Annotated in this window: 12 protein-coding genes; 1 reads left to right on the forward strand and 11 read right to left on the reverse strand. The window is 59.8% G+C overall.

Annotated elements, in window-relative coordinates; genetic code table 11:
* Window positions 1–172 precede the first annotated feature (172 nt).
* Window positions 173–1306, forward strand: a complete 1134-nt coding sequence (locus VE23_RS07755) for a cytochrome P450 (protein WP_049867693.1) — start codon at window positions 173–175, stop codon at window positions 1304–1306.
* Window positions 1307–1525: 219 nt separating this feature from the next.
* Here VE23_RS07755 and VE23_RS07760 read toward each other — a convergent pair whose 3' ends face one another.
* From VE23_RS07760 to dnaJ, 11 genes are all read right to left on the reverse strand, one after another.
* Complete coding sequence (locus tag VE23_RS07760) at window positions 1526–1711, reverse strand: hypothetical protein (RefSeq protein WP_048746687.1); 186 nt, start codon at window positions 1709–1711, stop codon at window positions 1526–1528.
* A 345-nt stretch (window positions 1712–2056) separates the two neighbouring features.
* Window positions 2057–3001 (reverse strand): ribokinase, encoded by a 945-nt coding sequence (gene rbsK, locus VE23_RS07765; protein ID WP_232316826.1) that lies wholly within the window; start codon window positions 2999–3001, stop codon window positions 2057–2059.
* On the reverse strand, window positions 2998–5124 hold the full coding sequence (locus tag VE23_RS07770; protein ID WP_049867695.1) for an ADP-ribosylglycohydrolase family protein: 2127 nt from the start codon (window positions 5122–5124) through the stop codon (window positions 2998–3000). Before VE23_RS07770 ends, rbsK begins: the two co-directional genes overlap by 4 nt.
* A complete protein-coding gene (locus tag VE23_RS07775; RefSeq protein ID WP_049867696.1) occupies window positions 5121–6305 on the reverse strand; it encodes an ADP-ribosylglycohydrolase family protein in 1185 nt (394 codons plus the stop codon). The genes VE23_RS07770 and VE23_RS07775 overlap by 4 nt, the downstream gene beginning before the upstream one ends.
* Before the next feature lie 13 nt (window positions 6306–6318).
* On the reverse strand, window positions 6319–7812 hold the full coding sequence (locus VE23_RS07780; RefSeq protein WP_049867697.1) for an extracellular solute-binding protein: 1494 nt from the start codon (window positions 7810–7812) through the stop codon (window positions 6319–6321).
* 70 nt (window positions 7813–7882) lie between these two features.
* Window positions 7883–8755 (reverse strand): carbohydrate ABC transporter permease, encoded by an 873-nt coding sequence (locus VE23_RS07785; RefSeq protein WP_021880288.1) that lies wholly within the window; start codon window positions 8753–8755, stop codon window positions 7883–7885.
* A gap of 13 nt (window positions 8756–8768) precedes the next feature.
* Complete coding sequence (locus VE23_RS07790; protein ID WP_048746682.1) at window positions 8769–9662, reverse strand: ABC transporter permease; 894 nt, start codon at window positions 9660–9662, stop codon at window positions 8769–8771.
* Between the two features lie 3 nt (window positions 9663–9665).
* Window positions 9666–9992, reverse strand: a complete 327-nt coding sequence (locus VE23_RS07795; RefSeq protein ID WP_021880290.1) for a DUF4387 domain-containing protein — start codon at window positions 9990–9992, stop codon at window positions 9666–9668.
* Window positions 9993–10006: 14 nt separating this feature from the next.
* Window positions 10007–11356, reverse strand: coding sequence for an acyclic terpene utilization AtuA family protein (locus VE23_RS07800; protein ID WP_049867698.1), 1350 nt, complete (start codon window positions 11354–11356; stop codon window positions 10007–10009).
* A gap of 113 nt (window positions 11357–11469) precedes the next feature.
* Window positions 11470–12165: a FadR/GntR family transcriptional regulator gene (locus VE23_RS07805; RefSeq protein WP_048746679.1), complete on the reverse strand. Its 696-nt coding sequence runs from the start codon at window positions 12163–12165 to the stop codon at window positions 11470–11472.
* A gap of 262 nt (window positions 12166–12427) precedes the next feature.
* Window positions 12428–13564, reverse strand: coding sequence for a molecular chaperone DnaJ (gene dnaJ, locus VE23_RS07810; protein ID WP_048746678.1), 1137 nt, complete (start codon window positions 13562–13564; stop codon window positions 12428–12430).
* Window positions 13565–13625: the final 61 nt, after the last annotated feature.

Consider the following 13625-nt stretch of genomic DNA (forward strand, 5'->3'; position numbering starts at 1 on the left):
TCTATTCTACAACAGATGCGATAGGCGGCACAAAACCTCCGATCGGGAAAGGCTGGACTTTCCACCTGCCTGAATAAGGATTAAAATGGAAATCGAAGCCGGCTGCCCGAAGACGGAATCCAGTCTTGCAGCATCGGACAGACAACCATGCATCCTTAGCGAGGTGAATCGAGTGGAATGGAACGAACCGCAGCTGATCCCTTTGGACCGGTTCAGAGAGCTGAGACACCGGTCTCCCGTGGAGCGATTCGAAGGGGAGGGTTATACCGGCTGGAGGCTTTTCGGTTACGACGAGGTCAAGACCGCCTTTACGGATTATGAGCGCTTCTCCTCCCAAGGAGAGCACAACCCGGACGACCCGATCGATTCCAGCATTCTCAGGCAGGATCCGCCGAAGCATCGCCAGCTTCGAATGCTCGTGTCCAAAGCCTTCACTCCGCGTGTCATCGAATCGATGGAGCCCGCCATCCGCAAGCTCGCGGAACAATTGCTCGACAAGGCGGCAGCGAAGCCCGTCTTCGATGTCCTGGAAGACCTGGCCAGCCCGCTGCCCATCTCCGTCATCGCCCGCATGCTGGGCATCCCGGAGGGCGACCTCAGCCGCTTCAAGCAATGGTCGGAGGATCTGGTCGGAACGAACCAAGAGCGCTACGTCCAATGCCAGCGCGAGATGAGCCCTTACTTCTCGGCTGTCGCCGCCGAGCGGAGGCTCGAGCCGCGGGACGATCTCATCAGCAATCTCGTCCATGCCAAGGTAGACGGAGAGCAGCTGAGCGAGATCGAGCTGATCGGCTTCTGCATCCTGCTGCTCGTCGCCGGCAACGAGACGACGACCAACCTGATCGCCTCGATCTTCCTGTGCCTCGACAGCCTGCCCGAAGTACGCGAGGAGCTGATTGCCGACCGCACGCTCATTCCTTCCGCCATCGAGGAGGTGTTCCGCTACTTCTCGCCGGTGCAGATGATGTTCCGGTCGGTGAAGCGGGATACCGAGCTCGGGGGAATGGCCATGAAAGCCGGCGATCCCGTCTTCCTCTATATCGCCTCGGCCAACCATGACGAGAAGGCATTTCCGGAGCCGGAGCGCTTCGACATCCGCCGCTCGCCCAATGCCCATGTCGGGCTCGGCAGCGGCATCCACTACTGCCTTGGAGCCCAGCTTGCCCGGCTGGAATCCCGCATCGTCCTGGAAACCTTGCTTGAGCGCTATCCCCGGTTCAGCCGCGACCGCTCCGTGCCGCTGGAGAGGATCGAGAGCAACCTGATGTTCGGACTGCGGCGGCTGCCGGTCTTTTTGAACGGATAGCGGGATCGTGCAGTCTCATGCAGCTTCAAATTCGACAGAATGCGGCACGCCTTGCCTCGAAAAGCAATCCAAACAGCCCGGAAGCCTTCCGCTTCCGGGCTGTTTTTTCGAAGGCTGGCGGCCCGGCAGTCGCGATCCGGCCGCAAGCCTTGCACCGGTGCCGAAGATGCATCGGCTTCACATCGGCGTCACAGCTTGCAAGCTCCTGCCGGGCGGCGCTTATTGCTCCACCGTGCCCCCGGCTCCGGAGATGACCGCCAGCGCCTGGCCGGCCCGGCTGTCGTCCACGACGGCGGTGAGGATGCCGTCCTCGCCTTCGCGGATTTCCGCCGCGCGGAGCATCTCCAGCTTGCGGAGCGCTTCCCGGATTCCCTCCGGCGACGTAAAAGCTGCCTGTATTTCCATGATGCTGCCCCTCCTCCCGTGGCGTTCGTATGAAATGGCCTCTTCTAGGTTGCGCCTTTGCCTTGGCGATATTCACGGAATTATCGTCAAACCGTCTGAGCCGCAGAGACGGGTGCAGGCTCGTCTCCCTTGCAGGGCAGGATCGGCCTGGCGCAGCTGCGGAGGACGAAGCTCAAACGGAGCTTCCTGAGGGTGCGGACTTGAAACCTGGAATTCCGAAGGAAGCAGGTCGAGACGGCTTTTCCGGCTCATTCCCCGGGAATGACCGAACAGCAATCAGCCGAAGGAACATCCTCCGGCTGTGTCTGACTGCCCGGAAACTCCGGCAGGCAAATCGCAGTCCTGTTATTCTCCGGCCAGTTCCCCTGCCATGAACGCCTCGATCTCATCCTTGGACGGAATCGAGGACTGGGCTCCATGGCGCGTAACGGCAATCGCTGCGGCAGCCGCCGCGAACCGGAGCGCCTCCCGGGATTCCGATCCTTGCGCGCAGGCAGCCGCGAATGCGCCGATGAAGGTGTCGCCCGCTGCGGTCGTATCGGCCGCCTCGACCTTGTAAGCAGGCACGGCACAACGGTCTCCGGAAGACTCTGCGCACAAGCAGCCCTGCTCTCCGAGCGTGACGACGACCCTTCCCGCGCCTCGGGACAGCAGTTCGGAGGCTGCAGCTTCAGCCGACCCGATATGTGCGACCTGAATTCCGCTCACTGCCGAAGCCTCCGTCTCGTTGACGATAAGCGTGTCCAGCAGCGGCAGCAGCTCGGCCGGCACTTCCCGTGCCGGAGCGGGATTGAGCCAGACGCGGACACCCGCCTCGCTTGCCGACCGGATAACCGCCTTGCTCGTCTCCCATGGGATTTCATTTTGCAGCAGCACCGCGTAGACTCCGCCCCAGTCCGTCTCGGCGGCGGCATCATCCGCTGTCAGCATTCCGTTGGCGCCTTCCGACAGGACGATATGATTTTCCCCGTCTGCACTCACGGTGATGACGGCGAGACCCGACGTCCCTTCCTTGGTCAGGACGGACTGCACGCCGACGCCGGAGTCCTCCAGCGAATGCACCAAGGCGTCGCCGAAGGGATCGCTGCCGACGGCGCCGATCATGGAGCATGCCGCTCCGGCCTTGGCGGCGGCCGCCGCCTGGTTGGCTCCCTTGCCTCCGGGAAAGAACGAAGTTCCGAGGCCGGACACCGTTTCGCCCGGCTGCGGGAAGCGGTCCACCTTGCTGACGACGTCCATGTTGATGCTTCCGACGACGAAGATGCGCTTGCCTTCCTGATCCGGCATCATGCCCTCTCTCCGTCCGGAAGCGACCGCACCGCAACATCCTTGATTCCGCTGACTCCTCCCTCCAGGCAGCCGAAGCCGAACATGCCGTGACCGAAGGACGGATCCCGGCATTCCAGCACGTTCTCCCCATTGATCCCGAGCGTGAAGGCATCTCCCTCGGCGGTCAGCTTGAAGCGGTATTCCTTGCCCGGCTTCCAGTCGTACTTGGCCGTAATGAGGCGCGTCGTCCCGAAATCCTGCTTGATGAACGATACCGTCCCAGGTCCGTCGAAGCCGGCCAGATAGTGCCGCATGACGCCCTGTGCCCGGGCGATCAGAAGATGGCTTGTTCCCTCCAGCGGCTGGACCGTCGCCTCGACGGCCATGTCCCGCTCGTAATAATTGCCCGAGAACGAAGCGGCGTCGCTCTCCGACCTGCATACCATCGCGCCGCCGTCCAGCTCCCACTTGCCCCGGTGATGGGAGAAGGGCGTGATGGAGCCGAACTCCTTGGCCTGCTTGGCGAAATCAATCGTGTACGAAACGGGTCCCTCAATACGGAATCGTCCTAGAAACAAGCTTCCGATCGCGCGCTCCGCCAGCGGCGACGGGCTTTCCAGAATCCAGCCGATCTCGTCGAGCAGCGCGCCGTCCGTATCGGGAATGACAAATGAAAGCTCGCTCCATTGCCCGTTCGCCGGCTTGATCGGCTCCAAGAGAATGTCCTTTTGCGTGAACGTATTCCGGACATAGGGAGTAAGGACGATCGGCTCGCCTTCCCATTGGTCGGCATAGATGGCCGCGCTGACTCTCTGCCCGACGCAGGCCAGCGGCGAGAACACCGGCTTGTACTTCTCGTCGTTGAATTCCGCCCGCCGGTAGAACGGCTTCCAGTAGATTTTGCTGCTGTCGCCGGTTACGAGGCGGTCGAAGACGACCTCCAGCGAGCCGCGGCTGCCGTCCCGGCTCCGCAAGGCGGAATGGCGGACGACCGGCGTCTTGAAGCCGTTGCTCGTGCGGAAGCCATGCGTCGACCCCGGCAGATCGAAATCGAAGAACACCTCGCCCGGCTTGAAGCTTTCCTTCAGCCTCCGGGGAGCCTCCTCGCCGTTGACCCGATAGCCGAGCAGCGCCAGCTCTCTGGCGAAGGTCGGAAAGTCGACCAGGTTGAGATAGCCCGACACGCTGGAGGCGACGATGAAATCGTTGATCGGCTTCCGGTAATGGTCCGGGATGCCGGCCAGTCCGGAGTAAACGCCGAGAATGGTGCCGACATTGCCGGCGTTGCAGTCCGTATCCCAGCCGCACATGGAGGCGATCTCCACCGTGCGCGCAAAATCTCCTTCGCCGTATAGCAGGGCAAGCACGCAGACGCCGGCATTCGGAATGATATGGCATACGCCCGTGTATTTGTCGTAGCCCCAATGTTCCTCCAGGTATTGGCGGCATGCCTGCCAATCGCCGGGACGCCCCTCGTGGAAGTCCAGGACGGCATTCACGACTCGGGCATACGTGGAGTCCCCGGGAATGTGGCGAAGCCCTTCGGCAATGACCGCCTGCACGCTGGACGCCTCGAACGCCTTGGCGATGCAAGCCGCCATGAAGCGGGCTCCATACAGGCCGTTGCCGTCATGCGAGACGCTGGCTGCCTTCTCCGCGTATTCCGCCGCCTTCTCCGGATTGCCGGGAAAGAGCAGTCCCCAAGAATCGATGAAGATCTGGCCGCCGATCTGCTCGGCCATTTCCAGGCCGTTCACCTCGATCGAGCCTGAGCGGGGGGCGGGAATGCCCTTGCGCAGGTTGAGGTAAGCGCGGTGCTCCGTGCTGATGTCCTCGCCGCCCCACCAGAACATGCCGATGCCTTCCCGGGCATAGTTCAGCCAAGCCTTGCCGACATCCTCGGGCGTGAGCTCGCGTCCATCCGCATCGTCGTACAAAGCCCGGACGAAGAAGACCGGTCCATTGGCATCGTCGTCCGCAGCGAAGGTGTTGTAGCTTTTCACGTAATTCCTGATATCCCCGTATACATCCCGAATGCGCTCGTATGTCCAGGCGACAGGCTCGATCGGAGCTCCCAGCCTGATGCCGACATTCATCCCGATGAAGCCCGCATAGACCGTCTCGACGTAGTTTTTCGGCATCATGGCCTCTCCTCCTTCCCGTCTCCCTGGATGCCCGCCAGCATCTCCCGCCTGGCTTCCCAGGCATAGAGATCGTCCTGAATGATCCGCGATGCCGTCGCGCTGAACCGGTCGGCGATGTCCATCAGATCAAGACGGTTGACGGCGTCCAGCTGCCGGATATCCTCCGGCGAGATGACCTCGGAGCCGTGCATGGCGCCGACAATGACGCCGGCCATGACCCCGATGGAATCCGTATCCCGTCCGGAGTTGATGCCGTCCAGAATGGAACGGTAGTAGTCCCCGTCGTTCAGGACGATGAAGGCGAGCGCAAGCGGCAGCTCCTCGATCGACCAGAGACGGTTGGGGGTGTAGTGATTGCTTGGAATGCCGACCTTGTCGATATGGCGGCTGACATCGTCGCCCATCGGCGAGTATTTCGCCATGATCCGGTGCAGCACGGCGATGACCGCGTCCCTGTCGTCCCTGCGGGAGCGCAGGTCGCGGGCGGCGGCCGTCAATTCGGCAATCGCCGCCTTCGTGCCGTCCTTCGCCAGGGAGAGCGCCGTCTCCACGATCGCATCCGCTGTCGCTCCGGGCTCGAACGCCTTGGCGACGCAGGCGGCAAGCACTCCTGCCGCCTCGAGGCCGTAGCTGCTCTGATGCCCCATCGCGAACAGGATCGCCTCGTCGTAGGCCGCCTTTGGGTTGCCGGCGTTGACGACCCCGATCGGGGCGATGTACATCGCCGCCCCGCAGTTGACCATATTGCCGAGGCCGCCTTCGCGCGGCTCGCAGTTCGCCAGCACATGGCGCAGGAAGATATGCTTTTCCGGATAGAAGAGCCGCTCCATGATATAGGTCTCGCGGTTCAGCTCCGGAACGAACGTTTTGCGGAAGGCGATCTCCTTCACGAACTCGTTCCCCATATCGTAGGCATCCAGATGCCGGCCCTCGGCATGATACACGTTGATCAGGGCGATGGTCATCAGCGTATCGTCGGTGACGATGCCGTCTCCTCTGACCCGGCCTAGCCGGACATCCTCGGGCAGATCCATCTTATGCCATCTCGTCATGATGGACTCTACGCGTCCGTATTTCAATTTGATCTCGTCATAAGTCAGCTTCTCGACCGGGGCTCCCATGGCATCCCCGAGCGCGGTCGAGATCACCACGCCCCTTACCCGACTGCGGAATGTCGTCATCGATGCATGCTCCTTACTTGATGGTTTTGTTCGCGTATTTGGTGATCTCGGTTCCTCCGGCTGCGTTCCAAGCTTCGACGAACTGGCCGAACTGGCTCAGATCCTTCTTGCCGGTAATGAAGTCCGTCGAGTATTCCTTGTACAGATTGTTCATCGCATCCCAGTTGGCGACGAACTGCTCCGGAATGATGAAGTTGTTGTCTTCGGTGTAGTACTCCGAAGCCATCTTCAGCGATTTTTCCCCCGGCTCGCCCAGCAGCGGCGTCTTCAGCGGAATGTCGGACTTGAAGTTCACCGGCTCCCAAAAGCGGGCATACCAATTGTTGTAATAGTTCTCGTTCAGCTCGATCTTGCCGTCGACGATCTTGTAGTCCTCGTTTTCATAGCCAAGGCGGTCAAGCATCTGCCCTTTGGGGCTGGCGAGGTAATCGAACACCTGGAACGCGGCATCCTTGTTCTTCGACTGGGAAGAGATCGCGAGCCCGCGGGATTCCTTCGTGACGTCCGTCGCTCCGAAGCCTTGGCCGACGCCCTTGGCTGGAGGCAGTACGACCAGCTTGGCGCCTGCTCCCCCGAGATCCTGCATGCGGCCGTTGTACAGGTCGAGTATTTTGCCTGCCGTGCCGGTGATGACGCCGGCTTCGCCCTTGTAGAAGGCGTCCTCCTTCGTGTCCCACTGCTTCGTGATGAACTGCGGATCCAGCAGGCCTTCCTTGTACAGCTTGTTGTAGAAGGCCAGCTTTTCCTTTTCGCCTTCCGAGATTTTGGCGTATTCGAACGTGCCGTCATCCTTTTTGATCCACGTTTTGTCGAGGCCGAACGCCGAGTTGAAGATCGTATTGATCTCTGCGATGTCGCCCGCCGCCGTCAGCGCATAAGCCGGCTTGCCGGAGCCCGGCTTCTTCTCGACCAGCTCCTTGAAGAAGGCATAATAGTTGTCCACGGTCGGGTTTTCCGTCAGCGCCTTGGAGCTGTCCATCGCCTCGAACCAATCTTCCCGGACGACCGGAGCCTTCGGAGCGAGCGGCTTGATCCAGAGCAGGTACGGATAGCTGGTCATGCGGGTGATGTTATGAGGCTCCATGATGTCTTTGACGTACTTGGATTTATTGATATAAGGAGTCAAGTCCTCCAGAAGGCCCTGCTCGGCCATCTGCTGGTCGCCGCCCTGGAAATAAATGATGTCCGGAATCGTGCCGCCGAGCAGCAGCAGGTTCAGGTTCTCGGCGTAGCTGCCCTGCGCAAGGTCGACCAGCTCGAACTTGACGTTCAGGCCCTCATCCTTGGCAAGCGCTTTCTCCAGCTCTCCGAAAAACCGGACCGAAGCGGCGTTCGCCGTGCCCTCGTCCTTGTAGACGATTTTGAGCGTAACCGGCTGACCGCTGCCTTCAGGCTGTGCCGAGCCGGTATTTCCCTGGTTGGCGGCCGGAGTGCCCGAGTTGGACGAGCAGGCGGTCATGACGACGGCCATCGCAGCAACGATCGCGATTGAATTCCATTTTTTCATGTTTTTTATCTCCCCTTATAGATGATAACCTGCCTCGCTTGAGCTGCCCTTGCGGCCGGAACACTCCGGCTTAATCCTTGACTCCCCCTTCCAGAGCGCCCTTGGCGTAATACTTCAGGATGAACGGGTAGAGCACGAGCAGCGGCACGATGGCGATGATGATCGTTCCGGCCTGCAGCGCCGCGAAGTCGAAATGGATGGAGCTGTCGAACATATTCTGGCTGCCGATGAGCGACGTATTGTCCTTGCGGACGACGAACTGCCTCAGCACGACCTGCAGCGGCCACTTCGCCGGCTCCGAGATGTACAGCGTGGCCCGGAAATACTCGTTCCAGTGGTACACGCCGTAGAACAGTCCGAGCGTAGCCAGCCCCGGCTTGGAGAGCGGCATCATGATCCGGCTGTACATGCGGAAGTGGCCGGCTCCGTCGATGCGGGAGGCCTCCAGAATTTCCTCCGGAATGTCCTGGAAAAACCGCATCAGGATGAAGAGATAATACACATTGACCGCCTTGTACAGAATCAGCGAGGTCAGCGTATTCATCAGGCCGATATCCTTGATGAGCAAATATTCGGGTATCATGCCCGGCTCGAATACCATGATGACAATCAGGAAGAAAAGGACGAATTTCTTGCCTGCGAATTCATTGCGGGCGAGCACGTAGGCGGCCATCGAGGTGAGCGCCAGGTTCAGCGCCGTACCCGCAACGGTAATCCAGACCGAATTGAGGATGCTGCCCGTAATGAGCGGATTGGCGAACAGAAGCTCATAGTTGAGCGTGGAGAAGCCCTTCGGGATGATGTCCAGACCGCCCATCAGATGCGCCTTGCCCGGCTCCGTGAAGGAAAGGGCAAGCAGATTGAGCAGAGGCACGAGCACCATGAGCGTGAAGGCGAACAACAGCAAATAAATGACGAGTTTCGAAACTTCCAGTCTTCTCACTTGTTATCCCCCCCTACCAGACGCCTTTGCCTGAGATGCGCTTCGAGATGAAATGCGTGCCTAGGATGAGGACGATGCCGATGACGCCCTTGAACAGGCTTGCCGCTGTCGCATAGGCGAACTGGCCGTTGCCGATGCCGATCCGGTACACATACGTGTCCAGAATGTCCACGACGCTGATGACCGATGCATTCATGAAGTTGAACACCTGATCGAAGCCGGCATTCATGAAGAAGCCCAGATTGAGAATGAAGACGGTTACAACAGTGCTGTAGAGATGGGGCATCGTAATGAAGCGCATCTGCTGCAGCCGGGTCGCGCCGTCGATCTTGGCCGCTTCGTACAGCCCCGGGCTGATTTTCATGATCGCAGCCAGATAGATGATGGAATCCCATCCCGCGCTGCGCCAAATCTCCGAGAAGACGAGCACCCAGCGGATATGCTCCTTGCTCGTCATATAATCGACCGACGGCAGCTGGAAGAAGCTCGCGATCTGGTTGACGCCGCCGGTCGCTGGATTCAGAAGGCTGATCCAGATTCCCGCGATGACGACCCAGGACAGGAAATGCGGCAGGTAAAGCACGGACTGCACGTATTTGCGGTACTTGGAGCTGCGCACTTCATTGATGAAGAGAGACAGCGCGATCGGAATCGGAAAGACGAAGATGATCTTCATCAAGCTGATGATGATGGTGTTCTGGAGCACGCTGGCGAATGCCGGCGAGCTGAACAGCGTCTTGAAATGCTTCCATCCGACCCAGACAGGGTCGCCGATGATGCGGTAATCCTGGAAGGCGAGCTTCATGCCGTACAGCGGGATGAGATGGAAGATGAAGAAGTAGAGCAGGGGCAGGAACAGCATGGCGTAAAGAACCCAGTCCTGCCGCAGCCGCTTCATGACGTTCATAGCCTACACCTCCCGGGGACAATGGATTTCCAGCTGCATGAGCGGGGCATGCTGCTGGGCTCCGTACACATCCCGGTCTCCGGCGCTGCCGGAGGAGATATCCCGCGACATCGTCACCTTGAAGCCGAGCGCCTGGTCGAAAAAGACAAAGTGATGAATCCGTTCCTCCGTCATTCCATAAGCCTTGCTGACGGCTTCTCTTGTGACGGAACCGGAGTTCTTGACGTGTTCATACATTTCCCTGGAGTCGAAGAGCACATCCAGAGTAAGTTCAAAGGGGCCGGAGTTTTTGCTTCGCAGCACCTTGGCCATATCGCCGAGCTTGGTCATGGCTTGCTTCCTCCTTATCGCTGCTCGATCGTGAAGACATCCGGTCTCGATTCCATCAGGTGGTACATGGAAAACGCATATACCGGCCCGAACTCGATATCGCTGGGAGCGAACGGAAAGGCCAGATTGCCGGCGGTCGACTTGCGTCCCTCATAGCCGTAATGCAGGAAGGTCGAGCGGACGGTCGCGCAGATGCTGCTGGCCAGCTCCTGCGTGCGGGCGACAACCTCGAACATGACGCCGACCTCATGTCCCCGGAACGCCTCCGGCTCCTGGCTGCCCAGCACGCCGTTCATCCCGTAGTTGTAGAAGCGGATCTCGTAATCCGACTCCGGGATGTCCCGATAGTAGTCCTTCGCCTGGCTGCGGACCAGCTCCTGGACCGCCTCCAGCTTGCCCAGTAGGATCGGGTCGCGGATGCCCGCCACGACGAAGGTCCGGTAAGCGGTCTGCCTCGCGCCTTCGAGCTTGATTCTATACGTCTCTGCCGGTAGATACCGGCTGCCGCTGACGCGCACGACGCCAGGACTGCTTTCCTCGAAGCGGCATAACTCCAGGTCCAGCGTGAAGCCCGGTCCATGCAGGATGTAGGGATGCTCCTTCTCGTAGAACGTATGGGCCGCCACGCTTGTCTCGCTGCAGGTCCGGTCCGGATTGAGCGATTGGACGGTGAAATAGCCGTCGCCGATCGTCCCGAGAATGCTGTCCTTGGTCGTGCCCGGCTCGGCGCACAGCGCGCCGCATTCCAAAATCTTGCCCAGATGGTAGGACAGGCCCGGATCCTTGCCATGATAGATGCCGATAGCCGCGAACGGCGATGGATCGTAGGCTCTGCCGCAGACGATGATATCCGCCCCGCCTCGCAGCGCTTCGACGATCGGCTCGTGTCCCATCTGGGCCACGATGCTGTTCGTAGCCGCGATGGCCTCTTCCGTGAGCGGCGGAATGTTCGGACTCAGGGAGACGATCCGCCCTTCCTCTCTGGCCTGCCGGATATCCTGCTGAGAGAAGTCTGCCCAGATGACGGTAATGCTGGCCTGCAGGTTCATTTCCTCCAGGAGCTCGTCGATGATCTCCAGCGTCCAGTTCACATGCGTTCTCGCTCCGGAGCCCCCGGCCGAGCCGATGATGATCGGTATTCCGCTGGATAGTCCGGCTGGAATCATGATGCCGAGGTCCTTCTTCACCGCCCTCTTGCTGACGATGGAGACGCCGGCGCCCAGCTTGTGCGGTCCTCCATCGGTCGAGCCGGCATCCACGACGATGCCGTGCGGCTCCTGGCTCATTCCGTTCATGAAGGATTTCTCCGGAAATCCGTATCCCAGCATGCCGCAGGGCGATAAGATTCGAATATCTGTGCTCATCTCGGTCTCCCTCCTTTTCAAGTCGTAGTAGATCGTTCTGGAAACATTTGGATGATTGGACAGCTGGATAATTGGATCACCCAATTTAGGGTGAAGAAAAAGGGGATCTCCCCTTAGGCTTGAACCGCGTTTCGTTGAATATTGTCCTTCACATGGCTCAAATGGTTGAGCAAGGCAAGCCTCGCCTTGACGGGATCCCGTTCCTTGATCGCCTGCAGAATGAGCAGATGCTCCTCGTAGACCTCGCTCTTGCGGCCGGGAATGACCGCCGTCTTGCTCAGCGTGCGCTGCAGCATATCCATCTGCAGCTCGATCATGTTGACGAGCACGACATTATGGGTCGCCTTGGCGATCGACAGGTGGAAAGCCTGATCCGGCTTGGAGCGGTCCCCGTCGAGATCGATCCTTCCCCAAGCCTCGAAAGCGTCTTCGATCTCCGCGATATCCTCCTCGGTCGCCCGCTTGGCGGCGAGCTCCACGATGCCGGTCTCGAACAGCTCGCGGGCCTCCAGCAGTTCAATGATCGTCGCCCGCTCGATATTGTCGAGGATGCGGCTGCGGTCCTCGGCGACTTCAAGCGACTTGCTCAGGAAGCGGCCGCCGCCGGGCCTGGCCTCGATCAGCCCTTCGCGCTCCAGGATGCGGAACGCCTCCCGCAGCGTGCCGCGGCTGATGCCGAACGACTGGGCCAGCTCCCTCTCCGTCGGCAGGAAGTCTCCTGGGGCGAGGTTGCCTTCGAGAATAAGGGTTTTCAGCTGCTCGATGACATCCTCGTAGACCCGATGATATTTGATTTTCTTAATCGTCATAAATAAGTCTTTCCTCTCTATCTCGCACGTTGCCGTAATTGGATCATCCAATTGACCACGGGTTAATCATAAGCGCAGGATGGGATCGTGTCAAGCGCTTTCATACATGCAAAGCTGGTCGTGCTTTCTCAAGCGCGTTCACCTTTTATTGCGGCGATAGAATTTATGTGTCAGCATGATACCCGTCATAATTGCTGATTCAAAAGACAAAAAGTGCGCTCTTCAAGGAGAAGAACGCACCTTATTGCCTTGCCTTGCAGAACTAGTCGCCCCGGAAAGCCTTTTTCATCCGGTCGAAAATGCTTTCGTGATGCTCCTGCTCCTGGCCAGGAGCCGAGGAGCCGCCTAAGCCGCCGAGCTGGCGAAGCAGATCCTTCTGCTCGTCGCTGAGGGCGGTCGGCGTCACGACCGTCACCTTGACATGCTGGTCGCCGTTGCCGTAGCCGCGCAGCTTCGGCACGCCTTTGCCCTTCAGGCGGAAATACGTGCCCGTCTGGGTGCCGGCCGGAATCTTCAGCTTGACCTTCTCGGTCAGCGTCGGAATCTCGATCTCGTCGCCGAGCGCCGCCTGCGCGAACGTGAGCGGGATCTCGCAGTAGATGTCGTCGTTCTCGCGGTCGAAGAATTCATGCGGCTTGACGCGCAGCACGATGTACAGATCGCCGTTCGGGCCGCCTTTCGTTCCGCCTTCGCCCTCGCCAGTCAGGCGGATTTGAGCGCCTTCGTCCACGCCCGCCGGAATCTTGACCGTGATTTTACGCTGTTTTTTGACTTTGCCGGCGCCATGGCAGGTGCCGCATTTTTCTTTGATGATTTTGCCGGTGCCGCTGCAGTTCGTGCAGGCGCGGCGGTTGACCATGCGGCCGAAAGGCGTGTTCTGCACGACCTCCTGCTGACCGCTGCCGCGGCAGACCGAGCAGGTTTCCGGCTTCGTTCCCGGCTTGGCGCCGGAGCCGTGGCATGTATCGCAATTTTCGGTCCGCGGAATGGTGATCTCGGTTTCCTTGCCGAACACCGCTTCCTTGAACTCGATCGTCATCGTATACTGCAGGTCGTTGCCCCGCTGCGGCGCGTTAGGATCGCGCCGGCCGCCTCCGCCGCCGAAGAACATGTCGAAGATGTCGCCGAAGCCGCCTCCGAAGTCCTGTCCGGAGAAGCCGCCTCCTCCGAACTGATTCGGGTCGACGTGGCCGTACTGATCATACACCGAACGCTTCTGATCGTCGCTCAGCGTGTCGTAGGCTTCCTTCACTTCCTTGAACTTGCTTTCCGCATCCGCTTCCTTGTTCACGTCGGGATGGTACTGCCTGGCCATCTTGCGGTAAGCCTTCTTGATGTCTTCGCCCGAGGCGCCTTTATCGACTCCAAGCACCTCGTAATAATCGCGTTTGTCCGCCAACCTCTCTCACCCCCATGAGATTTTATCGATATGCTCAAGCATGCTGTAGGAACTGTTCGAT

It is taken from the genome of Paenibacillus sp. D9, assembly GCF_001188365.1.
Lineage (GTDB): Bacteria > Bacillota > Bacilli > Paenibacillales > Paenibacillaceae > Paenibacillus_O > Paenibacillus_O humicus.

Excerpts from the sequence above, each read along its gene's own strand:
- VE23_RS07760 (WP_048746687.1), bottom strand. The coding sequence starts at position 1,711 with ATGGAAATACAGGCAGCTTTTACGTCGCCGGAGGGAATCCGGGAAGCG.
- rbsK (WP_232316826.1), bottom strand. The coding sequence starts at position 3,001 with ATGATGCCGGATCAGGAAGGCAAGCGCATCTTCGTCGTCGGAAGCATC.
- VE23_RS07770 (WP_049867695.1), bottom strand. The coding sequence starts at position 5,124 with ATGATGCCGAAAAACTACGTCGAGACGGTCTATGCGGGCTTCATCGGG.
- VE23_RS07775 (WP_049867696.1), bottom strand. The coding sequence starts at position 6,305 with ATGACGACATTCCGCAGTCGGGTAAGGGGCGTGGTGATCTCGACCGCG.
- VE23_RS07780 (WP_049867697.1), bottom strand. The coding sequence starts at position 7,812 with ATGAAAAAATGGAATTCAATCGCGATCGTTGCTGCGATGGCCGTCGTC.
- VE23_RS07790 (WP_048746682.1), bottom strand. The coding sequence starts at position 9,662 with ATGAACGTCATGAAGCGGCTGCGGCAGGACTGGGTTCTTTACGCCATG.
- VE23_RS07795 (WP_021880290.1), bottom strand. The coding sequence starts at position 9,992 with ATGACCAAGCTCGGCGATATGGCCAAGGTGCTGCGAAGCAAAAACTCC.
- VE23_RS07800 (WP_049867698.1), bottom strand. The coding sequence starts at position 11,356 with ATGAGCACAGATATTCGAATCTTATCGCCCTGCGGCATGCTGGGATAC.
- VE23_RS07805 (WP_048746679.1), bottom strand. The coding sequence starts at position 12,165 with ATGACGATTAAGAAAATCAAATATCATCGGGTCTACGAGGATGTCATC.